The 16,564-nt window shown below is 59.9% G+C and carries 19 protein-coding genes; 12 read left to right on the forward strand and 7 right to left on the reverse strand.

Annotation, left to right across the window (positions count from 1 at the left end):
• Nucleotides 1-97 precede the first annotated feature (97 nt).
• Entirely contained in the window at nucleotides 98-1,309 is a 1,212-nt protein-coding gene (locus tag FHT79_RS05730; protein WP_049812577.1) for an argininosuccinate synthase, read from the forward strand.
• A gap of 246 nt (nucleotides 1,310-1,555) precedes the next feature.
• Nucleotides 1,556-1,729 carry a hypothetical protein gene (locus FHT79_RS05735; RefSeq protein ID WP_168333141.1) on the forward strand — a complete coding sequence of 58 codons (174 nt, stop codon included), beginning with the start codon at nucleotides 1,556-1,558 and terminating at the stop codon, nucleotides 1,727-1,729.
• 173 nt (nucleotides 1,730-1,902) lie between these two features.
• Here FHT79_RS05735 and FHT79_RS05740 read toward each other — a convergent pair whose 3' ends face one another.
• Nucleotides 1,903-2,286, reverse strand: coding sequence for a VOC family protein (locus FHT79_RS05740; protein WP_028758941.1), 384 nt, complete (start codon nucleotides 2,284-2,286; stop codon nucleotides 1,903-1,905).
• 206 nt (nucleotides 2,287-2,492) lie between these two features.
• Here FHT79_RS05740 and ubiA point away from each other — a divergent pair, with 206 nt between their 5' ends.
• The 3 genes from ubiA (at nucleotide 2,493) to FHT79_RS05755 (ending at nucleotide 4,980) form a co-directional block, all read left to right on the forward strand.
• Nucleotides 2,493-3,407 carry a 4-hydroxybenzoate octaprenyltransferase gene (ubiA, locus tag FHT79_RS05745; RefSeq protein WP_028758942.1) on the forward strand — a complete coding sequence of 305 codons (915 nt, stop codon included), beginning with the start codon at nucleotides 2,493-2,495 and terminating at the stop codon, nucleotides 3,405-3,407.
• Nucleotides 3,408-3,430: 23 nt separating this feature from the next.
• On the forward strand, nucleotides 3,431-4,207 hold the full coding sequence (locus FHT79_RS05750; protein WP_028758943.1) for a phosphodiester glycosidase family protein: 777 nt from the start codon (nucleotides 3,431-3,433) through the stop codon (nucleotides 4,205-4,207).
• Nucleotides 4,208-4,365: 158 nt separating this feature from the next.
• Complete coding sequence (locus tag FHT79_RS05755) at nucleotides 4,366-4,980, forward strand: LysE family transporter (protein WP_028758944.1); 615 nt, start codon at nucleotides 4,366-4,368, stop codon at nucleotides 4,978-4,980.
• A 35-nt stretch (nucleotides 4,981-5,015) separates the two neighbouring features.
• Here the strand turns inward: FHT79_RS05755 and FHT79_RS05760 are convergent, their stop codons facing one another.
• Complete coding sequence (locus tag FHT79_RS05760) at nucleotides 5,016-6,896, reverse strand: ABC transporter ATP-binding protein (RefSeq protein WP_028827838.1); 1,881 nt, start codon at nucleotides 6,894-6,896, stop codon at nucleotides 5,016-5,018.
• 231 nt (nucleotides 6,897-7,127) lie between these two features.
• Here FHT79_RS05760 and FHT79_RS05765 point away from each other — a divergent pair, with 231 nt between their 5' ends.
• Nucleotides 7,128-7,529: a GFA family protein gene (locus tag FHT79_RS05765; RefSeq protein ID WP_028827839.1), complete on the forward strand. Its 402-nt coding sequence runs from the start codon at nucleotides 7,128-7,130 to the stop codon at nucleotides 7,527-7,529.
• A 100-nt stretch (nucleotides 7,530-7,629) separates the two neighbouring features.
• Here the strand turns inward: FHT79_RS05765 and FHT79_RS05770 are convergent, their stop codons facing one another.
• Complete coding sequence (locus FHT79_RS05770) at nucleotides 7,630-8,103, reverse strand: VOC family protein (protein WP_018242578.1); 474 nt, start codon at nucleotides 8,101-8,103, stop codon at nucleotides 7,630-7,632.
• Between the two features lie 245 nt (nucleotides 8,104-8,348).
• On the opposite strand from FHT79_RS05770, the gene FHT79_RS05775 reads away from it, so the two are divergent.
• The 3 genes from FHT79_RS05775 to dapB all read left to right on the forward strand — a co-directional run bounded on the left by FHT79_RS05775 (nucleotide 8,349) and on the right by dapB (nucleotide 10,275).
• A complete protein-coding gene (locus FHT79_RS05775; protein ID WP_028758918.1) occupies nucleotides 8,349-8,933 on the forward strand; it encodes a histidine phosphatase family protein in 585 nt (194 codons plus the stop codon).
• A gap of 147 nt (nucleotides 8,934-9,080) precedes the next feature.
• Nucleotides 9,081-9,296: a hypothetical protein gene (locus tag FHT79_RS05780; protein ID WP_028758919.1), complete on the forward strand. Its 216-nt coding sequence runs from the start codon at nucleotides 9,081-9,083 to the stop codon at nucleotides 9,294-9,296.
• Nucleotides 9,297-9,429: 133 nt separating this feature from the next.
• On the forward strand, nucleotides 9,430-10,275 hold the full coding sequence (gene dapB, locus FHT79_RS05785) for a 4-hydroxy-tetrahydrodipicolinate reductase (RefSeq protein WP_348649666.1): 846 nt from the start codon (nucleotides 9,430-9,432) through the stop codon (nucleotides 10,273-10,275).
• Here dapB and FHT79_RS05790 read toward each other — a convergent pair.
• The 3 genes from FHT79_RS05790 to FHT79_RS32045 form a co-directional block, all read right to left on the reverse strand.
• The gene (locus tag FHT79_RS05790; protein ID WP_028827840.1) at nucleotides 10,216-11,136 is read right to left on the reverse strand and encodes an NAD(P)-binding domain-containing protein; all 921 of its coding nucleotides are present in this window, start codon (nucleotides 11,134-11,136) and stop codon (nucleotides 10,216-10,218) included. The two genes, dapB and FHT79_RS05790, sit on opposite strands and share 60 nt — an antisense overlap.
• Before the next feature lie 86 nt (nucleotides 11,137-11,222).
• Nucleotides 11,223-11,729, reverse strand: a complete 507-nt coding sequence (locus FHT79_RS05795) for a GNAT family N-acetyltransferase (RefSeq protein WP_028759167.1) — start codon at nucleotides 11,727-11,729, stop codon at nucleotides 11,223-11,225.
• 109 nt (nucleotides 11,730-11,838) lie between these two features.
• A complete protein-coding gene (locus FHT79_RS32045) occupies nucleotides 11,839-12,240 on the reverse strand; it encodes a hypothetical protein (RefSeq protein WP_028759166.1) in 402 nt (133 codons plus the stop codon).
• A 309-nt stretch (nucleotides 12,241-12,549) separates the two neighbouring features.
• Between FHT79_RS32045 and FHT79_RS05800 the strand changes: the two genes are divergently transcribed.
• From FHT79_RS05800 to FHT79_RS05810, 3 genes are all read left to right on the forward strand, one after another.
• Nucleotides 12,550-13,947 carry an aspartate aminotransferase family protein gene (locus tag FHT79_RS05800; protein ID WP_183903043.1) on the forward strand — a complete coding sequence of 466 codons (1,398 nt, stop codon included), beginning with the start codon at nucleotides 12,550-12,552 and terminating at the stop codon, nucleotides 13,945-13,947.
• 140 nt (nucleotides 13,948-14,087) lie between these two features.
• Entirely contained in the window at nucleotides 14,088-14,753 is a 666-nt protein-coding gene (locus FHT79_RS05805) for a hypothetical protein (RefSeq protein WP_246713934.1), read from the forward strand.
• 109 nt (nucleotides 14,754-14,862) lie between these two features.
• Nucleotides 14,863-15,648, forward strand: coding sequence for a class I SAM-dependent methyltransferase (locus FHT79_RS05810; RefSeq protein ID WP_168333150.1), 786 nt, complete (start codon nucleotides 14,863-14,865; stop codon nucleotides 15,646-15,648).
• A gap of 39 nt (nucleotides 15,649-15,687) precedes the next feature.
• Here FHT79_RS05810 and FHT79_RS05815 read toward each other — a convergent pair whose 3' ends face one another.
• Nucleotides 15,688-16,110 carry a TIGR02594 family protein gene (locus FHT79_RS05815; RefSeq protein WP_028758913.1) on the reverse strand — a complete coding sequence of 141 codons (423 nt, stop codon included), beginning with the start codon at nucleotides 16,108-16,110 and terminating at the stop codon, nucleotides 15,688-15,690.
• Nucleotides 16,111-16,564 lie beyond the last annotated feature (454 nt).

Here is a 16,564-nt window from a genome sequence, read left to right on the forward strand (position 1 = left end):
AATATGCCAATCTTTTGCAATTTTGAAGAAGCTTTGAAAGCTCATTGCGTGCGAACTGGCCTATCGTTGTTCTCATTAAATCGGAGATGGACTGATGGTGAAAAAGATAGAGAAAATCGTGCTCGCTTATTCGGGCGGGCTGGATACCTCGATCATTCTCAAATGGTTGCAGGAGGTCTATGAGTGCGAGGTCGTGACGTTCACGGCAGATCTCGGCCAGGGCGAGGAGCTCGAGCCGGCGCGAGCCAAGGCTGCGATGTCGGGGGTCAAGGACATCCGTATCGTCGATCTGCGTGAAGAGTTCGTCCGCGATTTCGTCTTTCCGATGCTGCGGGCCAACACGCTCTATGAGGGGCAGTATCTGCTCGGCAGTTCCATCGCCCGGCCACTGATCGCCAAGCATCTGGTCGGCATAGCCCGGGAAGTCGGCGCGGATGCCGTTGCCCACGGTGCAACAGGCAAGGGCAACGACCAGATCCGGTTCGAACTGGCCGTCAATGCGCTCGATCCGTCGCTTAAGGTCATTGCTCCCTGGCGCCAATGGAACATCCGCTCCCGCACCCAGCTTCTCGAATATGCCGAGAATCATCAGATCCCGGTGCCAAGCGACAAACGCGGCGAGGCGCCATTCTCGACCGATGCCAATCTGCTGCACACCTCGACCGAAGGCAAGATTCTCGAAGATCCGGCGCAAGTCGCGCCCGATTATATCTATCAGCGCACGGTCGACCCCGTCGATGCTCCCGATGCCCCCGAGATCATCACCATCGGTTTCGAGGCAGGGGATCCGGTTTCCCTGAACGGCACGGCGATGACACCGGCCGCATTGCTGACCGAACTCAACGGACTGGGCGGCCGGCATGGCGTCGGGCGGCTCGATCTGGTCGAAAACCGCTTCATCGGCATGAAGTCGAGAGGAATATACGAGACGCCGGGAGGCACGATCCTGCTTTCGGCGCATCGCGGCATTGAATCGATCACGCTCGATCGCGCCGCCGCGCATCTGAAGGATGAGATCATGCCCCGCTACGCCGAGCTGATCTATAACGGCTTCTGGTTCGCGCCCGAGCGGGAAATGCTGCAGGCCCTGATCGACCGGAGCCAGGCCTTCGTCAGCGGCGAAGTGGCGGTAAGGCTTTACAAGGGAAGCGCCTCGGTTATCTCTCGCACCTCCCCTTGCTCACTCTATTCCTCCGACCTCGTCACCTTCGAGGAAAGCGCCGTCGCTTACGATCACCATGATGCCGAAGGCTTCATCAGGCTCAATGGCTTGCGGCTCAAGAGCTGGGCAGCCCGCAACGGCAGATGACCGCTCGATCTTACGTCAGCCTGATGGGCCGATAGCTCAATGCCCACATTGACGGCACCTTCCCCCGCGGCGGGCCGAAGCAGTCAAAACCACGGAGAAGCGAGGAACCAAATTTCAAACGATCTAAAAACAGCAGCTCGAAAATTAATCGATTTTAATTTTATCGTTAAAATTTTCTTGTTGCATCGCAAAAGAATTTAGACATTAATTTTTGTGGATGCTCAGTTTATTCGTTGGAGAACTCGCATGACTGTGACATTTCCGCTGACCGAAAAGCGCGACCCGGAGACATTGCTGAAACACTTGATGTTGCACAAGCTAAGCGTTCCGGGAAATTGCGTCGTGTCGCTCAAAGCCAACGTCGCCCACGTCTCATCCTCTCATACGACCGCGCTCGGCACCGCCCGTACCGCCTGGTAGGGATCGGGGCGGCATTCTCCAACTCCCTCATCCTGAGGGGCGATCCGTAGGATCGCCTCGAAGAACACACGCAACGCCGCTTCTTGCCTGTCAGACGCCTGCGGTACCGATCCCCATGTTAGGGGAAATATGAACATTCTCCGAGACATCGGAGAGCGGAAATCGGGATGACCTCAGCCGTCGTAGACGACAGCAATCTTGTTCCCAGCCGGGTCACGCATGTACGCGGAATACCAGTTCGGCCCGTAATGCGGACGTAGACCAGGTGTGCCCTCATCCGTTCCCCCATTGCTCATCGCAGCTTCGTAGAAAGCGTCTACTTCGGCGCGGGACTGGGCCATGAAACCAACCATCGAGCCGTTTCCGGCGCTTGCCTGCTCCCCATTGAAGGGCTTGCAGACCCACAGAATAAAACCTTCGCCTTTCCCGCCTTCGGAATAGGCTCGCCATCCGGGAAATTCCTTATGTTTGCTCCATCCGATCGTTGCCAGAGCGGCATCGTAAAAGGCGTTCGATTTGTCGAAATCGATTGCGCCGAGGGTTGCATAAACGCTCATGACCTTCCCTTCCCTGCTGCAGGATCACGCAGAATTCATATCGCGCACAAACGAACATAACAAGAACAATTACAGGCAATATCGCGAAAGATCATCGCAGCAGACGGTGATTGCCGTGTCTGCAAAAACTCCTATTCTGCACTTCGCCGATGGCGATGAAACCTCGGTGTACCCCCATGACTGCGACGGGAAATTTGGATCACATCATGATGACTTTGGAACGCGGTGATCTCAGCGATATCCATCGTGGCGACTGGGTGGATCGCCGTTTGCCGGCCACATGGAGACCCTATACGCGGTTGGCGCGGCTGGATCGCCCGGTCGGGATATGGCTGACGCTTTTCCCATGCTGGGCCGCCCTCATTCAGGCATCGAGCGGCCTCCCCGACCTCAGGCAATTGGCGGTCTTTTCTCTCGGCGCTCTTCTGATGAGAAGCGCCGGTTCCACGATCAACGACATCGCCGATCGGAAGTTTGACGGCCATGTCGAGCGGACCCGCTTTCGGCCCTTGGCAAGCGGAGAGATTGCCACGCTGCCGGCCTTTGTTTTCCTGGCCGTTGAACTCGCACTGGCGGCTTTGCTTCTGTTCTTCCTGACGCCTTACACACGCCTCATTGCGATATGTGTGCTGCCGCTCGTCTTCGTCTATCCGCTCTGCAAACGTTTCACCCACTGGCCGCAGGCCGTCCTGGGTGCATCGTTCAATTGGGGAATGCTGATGGCATGGGCCGAGGCTGCGGGCCACATCCCGGTTGGTGCCATGCTCATGTGGGCCGGCGCCATCGCCTGGCAGATCGGCTATGATACCGTCTATGCCTATGTCGATCTGAAGGACGACACCCGTCTCGGCCTGAAATCGACGGCAATCCTGTTCGGCCGGCATGGCAAGATCTTGATCGGCCTGTTCTATGCCTTGGCGGCCGGCGCGTGGTCGCTCGGGGGCTGGCTGTTGGAAATGTCACCGCCTTATGCGATCGGAATGCTGGTGATCGCTGTCCATCTTGGCTGGCAGACCCGGCGGATCGACCTTGCCCGCCCGGACGTGAATTATCGCTTGTTCCTGGCGAATATCCTGACGGGGGTGCTGCTCGCCTGCACGGCGTTTTCAGGCACATGGTAAGCAGCTCGAGGACGTTAGCACCGATGACCTACTTCAAACATGGCGTGCTCGCCGCGGTCGTGACGCTGGCGGCAACGATGACATCCCTCCATCAGGCGTATGCGCAACCATGCGAGCAGCAAACCTTCGAAGAAGCAAAATATGTCGTCTGCACGCTGGAACCGGGCAAAGCCGATCTGCGATTGTTCTGGAAGAATGACGATGGCGCGCCATACCGCGCTTTTTCAAGCCTTGCCGAAGCTGTTCGCGCCGAGGGGCGAACCCTGGTTTTCGCCGTCAATGCCGGGATGTATCGGGCCGATTTTTCGCCGATGGGACTTTATGTCGAGAACAGCAGGGAATTGAACTCCGCCAATACGACGCCAGCCGAAAGCTCCGCCGGTCAGGTGCCGAATTTCTACAAGAAGCCGAACGGCGTGTTCTTTCTGAGTGAAGCAGGCGCCGGGATACTCCCGACCGCTGAATTTCTGAAGCGTCGGCCCAAGGTGCGGTTCGCCACCCAGTCCGGCCCGATGCTTGTTATCGCCGACAAGCTGAACCCGATCTTCATCGTCGGCTCGACGGACCGAACCCGCCGCAGCGGTGTCGGAGCCTGCGAGCGCGGCACGGTTCGTTTCGCGATCAGCAAAGACGGGGTGAATTTCCACGATTTCGCACGGCTCTTCCGCGACCATCTGAAATGCCCGGACGCCTTGTTTCTCGATGGCGGACGTGGGGTCGGACTTTACAATCCGGACATGGGCTACAACGACTGGTCCTGGCACGGCGGCTACGGCCCTATCTTCGGGCTTGTCGAGTAACGCAAGGAAAAGCCGGCTTCTACCTGGCTGGCCGAGGATCCTGTCAGTCGATCGTTCACTGCCGGTCCGATGCCTGTTGCATGATGTCCAGGATGACGCGCCTTTCAAAAACCGCCTGCTTCGCATAGGCTCCCGAACTTCAAAATTGGAAGGGCCGGATGGAATATATCGATTCACTCGCATTGCTCATCAGCGTCTATGTCGTCTCCCTCGTCAGCCCCGGACCGAATTTCATCATCGTCACCAACACCAGCATGACGGTATCGCGCGCGGCCGGCCTCTTTGCCGGTCTCGGGCTTGCGATCGCATCCCTGACCTGGGCCGTCATGGCGATGGCTGGCCTCGGCTTTCTGCTGACCCATTTCGATTGGCTGCATATGACGTTGCAGGTGGTCGGCGCGCTGTATCTGATCTGGCTGGGCCTGAAGATGATCCGCGGCGCGGCCAAGCCCTTGAAGACGACCGGACCGACTGAGGTCACATGGCGCTCCGCCATGCGCCGTGCTTACGTCGTCAGCATGACCAATCCGAAATCAGTGGCTTTCTTCGGAAGCATCTTTGCGCTTGTCATCCCGGCACATGCGCCTGTCTGGCTCTATTGCGTCATCGCCCTGACCTGCTTCCTGCTCTCGGCTCTCTGGTATTGCGGCCTGGCCTTTTTCTTCTCGAACCCGCGCGTTTCCGCCAGCTTCCTGCGGTTCAAGGCCGGCATCGAGCGTGTGATGGGCGCCGCCCTCATCCTGATCGGCGGCCGCCTGCTCTGGGCTCGCTGACCTCATTCCGGCATGCGGGAGGGCCGGCCACTCGGTCAGGCAGCAGGCGAGGCCGCCAAGGGTTCGTCGATCTCTTCGGGAATGAAGCCGCCGGTCTGGCGTTTCCATAGGCGGGCAAACAGGCCGTCCCGTTCGACCAGTTCATCCGGCCTGCCCTCCTCCACGATGCGCCCGTGATCGAGCACGACGATCCGGTCCATCCTGGCAATGGTCGACAGTCGATGGGCGATGGCGATCACCGTCTTTCCCTCCATGACGAGATTCAGCCTTTCCTGGATGGCGGCTTCGGATTCGCTGTCGAGGGCGGAAGTCGCCTCGTCGAGCACCAGGATCGGCGCGTCCTTCAGGAGAACGCGGGCGATGGCCACGCGCTGGCGCTGGCCGCCGGAAAGTTTGATGCCGCGGTCGCCGACGAAGGCATCATAGCCCCTGCGGCCTTCGCCATCGGAAAGATCGGCTATGAAGGCATCGGCGCTGGCCATCTTCGCCACCCTCTCGATCTCGTCCGTCGTCGCCTCCGGCCGGCCGTAACGGATATTGTCGCCGACCGAACGATGCAGCAGCGCGACGTCCTGCGCGATGACGCCGATGGCGCGGCGAAGGCTTGCCTGCGTGACCGTGCGGATGTCCTGCCCGTCGATCAGGGTCGCGCCGTCGGCGATGTCGTAGAAGCGTAAGAGCAGGCTCACCAGCGTCGTCTTGCCGGCCCCGGAGAGGCCGACGAGCCCCACCTTTTCGCCGGCACGAACCGTCAGCGACAGGTCATCGATAACAGGCTTGCCGGAGGTGTAGGCGAAACGGATATGCTCGAAACAGATCTCCCCACGGCTGACCGTCAATTCGGTCGCATCCGGCCGGTCGGTGATGGTGGGTGGTGTCGTCATGACCGGCATGGCATCCTTGATCGTGCCAAGCGCGCGGAAGATCTGCTGTCCCATTTGCAGGAAGGTGAAAGACCCGGCCGAAAGGCGCTGGAGGATGTACACCGTTGCAACGAAATCGCCCACGGTCAGGAATCGGTCAAACAGACCCCAGAAACCAATGCTGAGCATGACGAGCCAGAGCACCATGTTGAGGCTGATGACGACGAGTTCCGTTGTCCGGTAGATGCGCTGTTCGTGGTGAAGCGTGTCGACCCCCTTGGACATGGTCTTTCTCAGCGCACCCGCCTCGCTATCTTCTGCTGCGAACTGCTTGACCATCTGGATGTTGCCGTAGATGTCCGTCAGGGCACCGGAGATGAGGCTGTTCTGCTTTGCCGAGCGGCGGGCGCGCTCCGTAAAGTCCGGAACGACCTTGATCGTGAAGAGCACGTTGAAGGCAACCCAGACGACGACCGGCAGCGCAAGTTGCCAGGAGAGCGCGAGCAGAAGAACCACCGACCCGATGATCTGAAGCAGAAAGCGGGGGGCCGTCTGGAACGCGATCACGATCTGTTGCTGAACGGCATTGGCGACCTGACCGAGCCTTGATGCGACCTGACCGGCGAAAAGATCATGGAAGAAGGCGAGATCCTGCCGCTCGACGGCCTTGTGCCCCTGCCATTGAATTGCAACGGGCAGGCTGATGCCGATCGTGTGCGAGTTGAGAATATTGGTGATATAGAAAAGAACGGGCATCACCGGAAAAAGCAGAAAGGCAAGGACTGCCAGCAGCCCGAACTTGCTGTCGACGAAGAGTTCGACACCCTGCGTCGTCACTCCGTCGACAATGACCGAAAGCCCCCAGATGATCGTAAGATTGATTGCTTCGATGGCCATCGAGCTCGCCGCCATAGCGATGATGACGCCTCGAAACATCGCGATGAAGTGCAAAAGAACCGCCACAGGTCCCTTCGTGGGCAGCGGCCGGTAGGGGATATCGAGCGGCCGGATCAAGGTTTCGAAGGGACGATAGATCGCATCTGAAATCGACATGGGCCACTCGGATCAAAAAATCGGGAGGAGGCGTGGACTCAGCTACGCTGGGTCGCAGAAAATCATCTTCCGGCCGCGATCTCAATTAGAAATTTCAGAAAACGCCCGATACAAAAGGTGTCGTGAAAGCCGTTTCAGGAGCACGTGGCGCCTGAAAGCGCCAATTGCGGTCATCGCGTAATTGCGGCAGGATGTCGTCCGTAAACAGGGAGCAGGATTGAACCGGCGATCATGCTGACGGGCTCATGTCATTGCGGCAAGGCGAGCTGGACACTCGAAGGTGATCCCGGCTCGATCACCGCGTGCAACTGTACGCTCTGCCGGCGCTACGGCACGTTGTGGGCCTATGATTACGAAGGAGAGCGTATCGCTCTCACTGGAGAGACCGCCTCCTACACCCGCGCCGACAGGGACGAGCCGTCTCTAGAAATATTATTCTGCCCATCCTGCGCCTGTGTCTTGAGCTGGCGCGGCCTGCGGCTTCGAAAGGATGGCCGCCGGCGCATGGCCGTCAACATGCGGCTTGCGCCGGCCGATCTCGTTCAGGACCTGCCGATCGATCATTTCGACGGCCTTGATACGTTTGAAGACCTTCCTTCCAAAGGGCGCTGCGTGCGCGACCTCTGGTTCTGACAGCCTGTCTCGTGTCGACCGGCCGATTGCGAAAATCGCTACCCGGCCGGGTCGCACCAGACGCAGCGCTCTGACGAAAGATCGTTCCGCGATAGGCTTCTCAGCCGCGCCGCGCCGCCTCGATCGCTGCGATGTCGATCTTCCTCATGGTCATCATCGCGTCAAAAGCACGCTTTGCCTGGCCACCGCCTGCCGAGAGCGCTTCGGAGAGGACGCGCGGCGTGATCTGCCAGGACACCCCCCATTTGTCTTTGCACCAGCCGCACGCACTTTCCTGGCCGCCATTGCCGACGATGGCGTTCCAGTAGCGATCGGTTTCCTCCTGATCGTCGGTCGCGATCTGAAAGGAGAAGGCCTCGTTGTGTTTGATCGCGGGACCGCCGTTCAACCCGATGCAGGGAATCCCCGCAACGGTGAACTCGACAACCAGCACATCTCCCTGCTTACCCTCGGGATAATCTCCCGGTGCACGAATAACGGCGTCCACGGTACTGTCGGGAAAAGTCGCAGCATAGAAGCGGGCGGCAGCCTCAGCATCCTTGTCGTACCATACGCAGATCGTGTTCTTTGCCATTGTGTGCTCTCTCGCTCCTCGTTTCGCATTTCCAACTGAAATAAGAGGCAAGCCGTCTTTCTCCAGCCCACGGCAGCGATTTCCCGCGGGCAACTGCCGAGCGCTGCTAAAATGGTCGAAGTACCCGCTTCGGCCGACAGCAGAAGACTTGGCACATATGGATCGGAGCAGTTGCGGTCATTATTGATCTGTCGCATCACTTGGCCGCTGAACCAGCCTTTTGGCATTCTTTTAGGACAACACAAGTGATTTACCTGCTTCGCCACGGCGAGACCATTTGGAACACCTTGGGTCGGTTCCAGGGCCAAAAAGATTCACCACTTACAGCGCGCGGTATCGAACAGGCCGAACAAATGGCGAAGCTTTTGAAGAAGGAAATTGCAGGCAGTGAGCGATCGTTCCAGCTTCACGTCAGCCCTCTCGGCAGAACGCAGGAGACCGCGGCTCGCATCGAACGGGTATTGCCGCTGGCCGCTCGTCCGGAATCGCGGCTCATGGAGGTGACCGTCGGTTCTTGGGACGGCATGACCAAGTTCGAGATCGACAACGAGTTTCCAGGAATGCTGGACAGGTCCGACGCTTTTGATTGGTATTTCAGATCTCCAGACGGGGAGAGCTTCGATGCCGCCTGTGCGCGAGCAAAGAACTGGATCTCAGGCATATATGAACCGACAATTGCGATTTCTCACGGGCTGTTTGGCCGATTGGTACGTGGCGTATATTCCGGCCTTTCGAAGCGGGAAATGCTGGAATTGCCCGTTCCCCAAGATGGGTTTTATCGTCTTTGCGACGGTGAGTTCAGTCTGGTAAGCGCGTCGGCCGATACTTAGCACCACGACATTCATAAAAACAAAGACCTGCGACCGTCGCATGAATCAAATTCTAAACGACGCGCTTTTTCTGTCTTCGACACAAAACTCGTGTCAGAATGGGCTATCTACGCATACGCCTGCACGACGATCGAAAGGCTCGAAGCCATGCACAAGTTCACTGTCACTATTACGCGGGAGATCGAGGCTGACACCGCCGAGGAGGCCGCCCTGCTCCTCTATCAGGAACTGTCGAGGGGACCGGTCCCCGATCGCTACGCGGTCACCGACGAGACGAACGCCACCGCGGAGGTGAAGCTGGACCGCGAAAAGGCCGATGAATTCGCCAGCATCGATCACACCGCCGACCCAGGCAATTGGTAAGCATCACATGACCTGCCAGAGATCCCGCTTTGCGCCGCGAGCGCAAGTGCGGTAGTTGCGGGTCCCCTTCTCCGGCGCGAATGCTGGCTGTAAATAGCCGTTCGGCCGGAATATCGAGAGCCAAGGAAAGACCGTGATCTCACCAATCAAAATAGCCGTCGCCGGCGCGAGGGGCCGCATGGGTCGTGCCATCCTGCCACTGCTGGCGGCCGATCCGGCTTTTGCGTTCGTCGGCGGCATTGGCCGTGAGGGCTCTATGGGTGCCGGGCTGATCGATCGTTCGGCCGCGATCGGAGCGGCCGACGTGATCCTGGATTTCACGACGGGAAGCGCTGCGGCCGAACTTGCCGGCTTGTGTGCTTCGGCCGGTGGACCGGCCTTGGTAATCGGGGCGACAGGTTTCGAGCCAGATGAACTGGAACGGATCGCCGAGGCCGCCCGCACGATTCCGATCCTGCGCTCCGGCAATTTCTCCATCGGCGTCAACATGCTGATCGGTCTGGTCGCCCAAACCGCCCGCGCCCTTCCTGCGCATGAGTGGGATATCGAAATCCTCGAAGCCCATCACAACAGGAAGATCGACGCGCCCTCCGGCACGGCGCTGATGCTTGGTGAAGCAGCCGCCGAGGGCCGCGGCGTTTCTCTCGCATCCGTCGAGCGGCGCGGCCGTGACGGCATCACCGGCGAGCGGCCGCCCGGCGAGATCGGTTTCGCCGTGTTGCGCGCCGGCGGGATCGTCGGAGAACACAGCGTGATGTTTGCCGCCGCCGAGGAAGTCGTGACGCTCTCGCATTCGGCTCTCGATCGCGGCATGTTCGCCCGCGGCGCGCTTGCCGCCGCCCGCTGGATCGCGGGACGCGCACCCGGCGAATACGGCATGAGGGATGCGCTGGGGCTGGCGTCAATAAGGGAAACAAGCTCACAGCATATCGAGGATTGCCGAAGCGACGACCACTTCGGTTCCGGCCAGTCCCACTGAGCAAAACAGCGTCGTATCCTCAGGTGATCTCCGCCCCGTCGCTTTCCCGGCAATGATATCGGCAAGGTCGACCATGCGACTGTCGTTGCCCGAGCCGGCAAGGAAAAACGGCGACGCATAGGCGCGCGTCTGCTCCGGAGAATCCGTCGCGATCACGGCTGCCGCATCGGCGATATCCAGGCCGAGTTCGTATCCCCGATACGTTTTCGGGCCGACGGTGTTGACGTGCGCACCGGGCTTCAAATCTCCAGCATGAACGACAGGCGTTTGGCTCGTTGTCGCGCAGATGACGATATCGGCATCATCGACGGCTTCGATGGCGCTGCCGGCAACCTCCACCTCAATATCCAAGGCGTGCTGCATCTCGCTTGCGAAAGCCGTACGCTTTTCCTCGTCGCGGCTATAGACGCGGGCGCGATCCAGTTTTCGAACCGCGGCGGCTGCGGCAAGCTGGGTTCGCGCTTGCGCTCCGCTGCCGAGTATCCCCACGGTCCTGGCATCCGGCGCGCTGAGGTGACGGATGGCGAGACCTCCGATCGCACCGGTCCTGAGATTGCCGAGACGCTCTCCGAGAACGATACCTTTGAGCCTGGCGTCGTCGGCCGACCATACCGCCACGATCTGCGAATGCTCCACCCCCTCGAATGTTTCATAGGCCCGAAAGCCCGCGAGCGGTTTGTCGCCGAGGATGCCGCCGACGGTGAAGACGAGATCGCCGCGATCGGCAAACGAGACATGATGCCGGGGCGGAGAGATCAGCCGATTGCCGGCTCTCGCGAGAAAAGCGGTCTCGAGCGCATCGATCGCGACCGTCATCAACGCGCCATCGACCAGATCTTCGTCTCTCAGGATTTTCGCCATCCCCAAACCTCCGGTTCATGCCGGCACCCTGCAACCCCAACCCCGCTTGAGGTCAAGAGGTCAGCAAACCGATATGCGCCGGAGACTTAATCGACCAGACGGCGCGCCATCATGACGTCGTCGATCTCCCTGCCCTCCTCCAGAACCCCGCCGGGAATCCTGCCGATTTCGGAGAAGCCTTCCCGCTGGTAGAACCGTATTGCCGCCGGGTTCTCAGCGCTGACGAAGAGTTCCAGCTGCAGGATGCCGATATCGCGGGCGTGATCGGCAACCGCACTGAGCAGCCTGCTGGCAAGGCCCGTTCCGCGCAGGCTCCTTCTGACATAGACCATGATGATCGTTGCGCGATGGGCCATCTTGCTCGACCGCTGGCGAAGCAGGCCGGTTATGCCGACGGGTTCATCGCCCTGAAACGCGATGAAAACCGGCTCGTTCAGGCGATTGCGCCACTCCTCGAGAGAAAGAACCTCCCAGTCTTCGTAGCGGCTTGCAAAGAGGGACGGTTCGGTGCGAAGCGCTTCCAGACGGATGCGCCGGAAAGCCTCCACCTCGTCTGCCCTGATATGCCTGATCGCCGTGCCGCTTCCATCCATCGGAACCTCCTTCGAGATGAGAGGTACAGTCAATACAAATGGGCTCAGCCGATGCAACCGGCGTTGAAAGCTTCATACCTCAGCCTGTGGCGATCGTCTCAAGCGCCGATCACTGCGCCGGACTCCTCAGCCGGCCGCCCTTGCGGACGGCCGGTTCACGGGGTGGGTCGACGACTGTTTGATCGGTTGGGGGCGCGGCCGGTTCGCCGGTTGGGCCGACCGCTGGTTTATCGGTTGGCCCGTCGACAGGCTGCCTCGTCGACCGAACCACCAACGGATCGGCTGGCTGGACGGCAGATTGATCGGTTGTCGGCCCGTTCACCGGTTCCCCGGTTGGCCCGGCCGCCGATTGTTCGGTTGGTTCGCCCGCTGGCTCATCAGTTGGCTTGTCGATCTTGAACGATACAACTTCATGGATGATGACGAGAAGAACTATCCCGACCAACGTGCATGTCAGCGCGTAGAGAAGGAAATATTTCAGTGCATATCCCTCGCTAGTTGGCAGCACCAACTTGACAATGGTGCAAACGATATTTCAGCATTATTGAACGATACTTGAGACGAAGGCAATCACTTTCAAGCATAGCCATCAAATTTCAAAAATGGACAGCACGTAATAGAGTAAGTATTGTAGATATTTAGGAAGCCCCTCTCTGGATGCTCAACTTATCTTGAGCCTCGGCAAGGACGAGAAAGCACTCTGGATCCCAAGCCCGGGTCTCCTGGGCGAAGACAGAGCTGGCGATATGGGCTAAATTGCATGGCGCCGGCAGCCTGCCTTCGGGGGCGGCCTCTCCAGGATCGGCGGCAGGGGGAGGTTATGTCGGCAATTGAGTCTCTGTTTCAGGAAGCCGCCCGGCTTGCTGCGGGGTTCCGGCGGGCAGGGCCTGCCCGCCATGTGCCTGCCCACGATTACGCAGCCTCGCTTGCCCGCTTCGACGAACCGCTGCCGGCAGCCGGTTGCGATATGCTCAATGTCATCAGGCAGCTGGCGAGTGACGCCGAACCCGGGCTGCACGCAACCACGGGCCCGCGCTTCTTCGGCTGGGTCATCGGCGGCTCCCATCCGGTCGGCGTCGCGGCCGATTTCCTCACCAGCGCCTGGGGCCAGAACGCCGGAAACCATGCCGCCGCCCCGGCCGCGGCTGCAGTCGAGACCATCGCGGCGAGATGGCTCCTCGATCTCCTGAAGCTGCCGGCCGAAAGCTCGGTCGGCTTCGTCACCGGGGCGACAGTGGCGAACTTCACCTGCCTTGCCGCCGCCCGCGGCGAGGTGCTGCGCCGGGCGGGCTGGGATGCCGATGCGAGCGGCCTGTTCGGCGCGCCTGAGATCACCGTGCTGATCGGCGACGACGCCCATACGACGGTCTTCTCCGCACTGCAATTTCTCGGCCTCGGGCACGATCGCGTGTTGCGCGTGCGCACCGATCCAGTAGGCCGGATAGACCCGGTCGCGCTGACCGGCACACTCGATACCGTCTCCGGTCCCCTCATCGCCATTCTCCAGGCGGGGCAGATCAATACTGGCGCCTTCGACGATTTCGCCGCCATCATCCCGCTGTTGAAGGCGAAAGGCGCCTGGGTGCATGTCGACGGCGCCTTCGGCCTCTGGGCGCAGACGTCGGTGAAAACCAGCCACCTCAGCCGCGGCATCGAAGCGGCCGACAGCTGGGCGACCGACGGCCACAAATGGCTGCAGACGCCCTATGATTGCGGCTATGCGATCGTCCGCGACGAACTCGCCCATCGCCGCGCCATGACGATCGCCGCAAGCTATCTGCCGCTCGCTGGCGAAGGCGAGCGCGATCCTTCTCATTACGTGCCCGAGCTTTCGCGAAGGGCGCGCGGCTTTGCCACTTGGGCGATGCTGAAACATCTCGGCCGCGAGGGTGTAACCGCCCTCATCGACCAGTGCTGCGCCTCGGCGCAGCTGATCGCCGATCGGCTCGCACGCGAGCCCGGCATCGCCATTCTGAACGAGGTGGCCCTGAACCAGCTCGTCATCCGCTTCGATACCGACCTGCCCTCCGAAGAAGGCGACGCGCTCACGCGAAAGACCATCGAAAAGATCAAGGCGGACGGCATGATCTTCGCAGGCGGCGCCAAATGGCGCGGCCGCGACATCCTGCGTCTCTCCGTCACCAATTTCCAGACGACATCAGATCAGGCGCAACTCGCCGCAGAAAGCATCATCGCCGCCTTCAAGAGTGTCAGCTGAGAATGATGCATCAGCTCCCCTGGTTCGCCCGCGCACAGAATGGTGCTGTGGCCGGCCGCGCATCCCAAATGAAACTGTCCGCGAGAAGCCCCGGCCATTAACGCAAATGTGGAATAGTTCCTGTCGCAAGAATGAAGCTCATGACAGGCCCCGCGGGTTCCAGTATTTCCAGGCGATCAAACGAGATCGGTCCAGTCTTATCGGAAACGAGAACCATGTTTAAGAATCGCCTTGCTTCATTATTCATTGCCGCCCTTCTGCCTGTTTCGGTTCACGCAGCCGATTGTCCGTCTGCTGACACCGCCACCAAGGGTTTTGTGCTGGAAAATACCGGCGCACGGAGCGAGTTCCACAAGGCGGAAGGGCAGATCGTCAAGACTGTCAATCATTTCGGCGGTTCACAGCAGCAGACGGTGTTTTCCTTTGCAGGTCTGTTCGATCTGGCCCGCTTCAGCAAAAACGAACAATATGCGATGCACCCGCTCTCCGATCTGAGCCGCATCGCTCCGCTGAAGAAAGGCGCTCGAACCAACGTCACTTTCTTACCGCTTGGCCCGGACGAGCGGGCGGATACGCGCTGGAGCCTGGAATTGACCGTCGCCGGACAGGAGAGCTTCAGTCTCGGCGAATGCAAATACAAGGTGTTCAGGATCAAGCAAGTGACCAAGAGAGGCGACGAGCAGGTCGACATCTTGAGCGTGCTCTATTCGCCTGACCTCCGGGCCACGTTGGCGAAGGTCTATGACGAGGGCACGGCCGACGAGTACACGGTCCGCTACGACAGGATCCAATCCCTGACGCACTGATGATACAACGCATCAGTTATTGACACATTTCTTCTCTTCTGGGTTGAGGCGATAGCCCGTCTGCTCTTATAGCTCCCCGCCCGTTCCGATTGCGCAAGGAGGAAGAGCCATGAAAGCCAATGATGTCGCCGTCCATTGGGAGAGCAATGCCGAGACCTGGACGATCTATTCCAGGGCGGGCTACGACAAGTATCGCGATGCGCTTAACACGCCGGCCTTTCTGGAGATGCTGCCGTCGGTCGGCGGCCTGAGAGGTCTCGACCTCGGCTGCGGCGAAGGCTCCAATACCCGCGCGGTCGCCCGGCTCGGCGCCCGCGTGACCGGCCTCGACATCGCCCCGACCTTCATTCGTTATGCCCGCGAGAGCGAGGCAGACGCGCCGCTCGGCATCGACTATGTGCTCGGCGACGGCCAGAGCATCGATTTCCCGGAAGCGAGCTTCGATTTCGTCACCGCCTTCATGTCGATGATGGACATGGCTGATCAGCGCGAGGTGCTGAAGGGCATCCACCGCATTCTGAAGCCCGGCGGCTTCCTGCAGTTTTCGATCCTACATCCCTGCTTCGTGCCGCCGACGCGCCGTAACATCCGCAATGAGGCCGGCGAGCCCGTCGCGGTAGAGATCGCCGACTATTTCGACGAGAGCGACGGCCGGATCGACCGTTGGATCTTTTCCTCGATACCGCAAGCGGAACGGGCGGCGCTGACGCCGTTTTCCGTTCCGCGCTTTCACCGCACGCTGTCGACCTGGGTGTCGATGATCGTCGAAGCGGGGCTTACGATCGAGGCCTTCGGCGAGCCGATGGCCTCAGCCGTGGTGGCGCAGGCCGAACCCGTCGTCGCCGACACCCGCGTCGCGCCGATCTTCCTGCATATCAGGGCACGCAAGGCATAGGACCTGTTTTCCCGCCGCCATTGAGGTTTGGAACCGGCTTTATCGTCGCACGGCAACCACCGAACTGGCACGATAGCGCGACAGCTGCACCCGGTTGGATTGGTTGCCGCCGAAGAGATAGACATATTGCCGGCGCTGGTCGATGTGATCGAACAGGCTGACATGAAAGCGCCGGCCGGTGCGGATCACCACGACATCCCCTCGCCTGGCGGAGCGGACGCCGACCGGCTTGCCGAACTTCTTCCAGGACGCCGCCATGTTGGGGTTGGGCGGCGGCTCCCTTGAAGATCGTTTGGCGACAAAGGCCAGGAACGCCCCGCACCACGATACCCTGCGCGGATTGATGCTAAGGAAGGAGATGGAGCGTTCATGCATGCTTTTGTACTTGGACGCCGTGCCGAGCATATCCGCCTCACAGGGCACGGCAAGCGCCGTGAGGACGATGACGAGAATAACCTTCATAGTTACCCACCATTGTTTGTATAATGTTGAAATTCCGAAATGTGGCGAAGAATAAAACAGGCGCAGCAACGTATATGCGAATTATGGCGTGAATTAGAAACAACTAATACTGGCATTTTGGCGGCGGGAATTTGTCCAAAGAGAGGCACGGATCGGCGCTGGCCACCTCTCGTTGCGGCCGAACGCGACGATCGACGAACTCGTAGAACCCTTATTTTGCAAGCTCGAAAGGCTGACATAGGCCGTCCAGGCCAGGTGTACGCAGAGGAGATGGACCGCGCCCGCAAGTGCTTGAGTGGCAAGACCATTCACCAAGAGTTGACGATCCTGCACTGCCTCGGGCCATCACCTATACGAGCTATATTTACGACGGCCATCAGTAATACTTAGACGTCACCGGCAATACATTGCGCTCACCCTATTCGACAGCGCAAATCGGTGGTCGCCCCCTGCC

Origin of the sequence: Rhizobium sp. BK212, from assembly GCF_014197475.1 — a bacterium.
GTDB lineage: Bacteria > Pseudomonadota > Alphaproteobacteria > Rhizobiales > Rhizobiaceae > Rhizobium > Rhizobium anhuiense.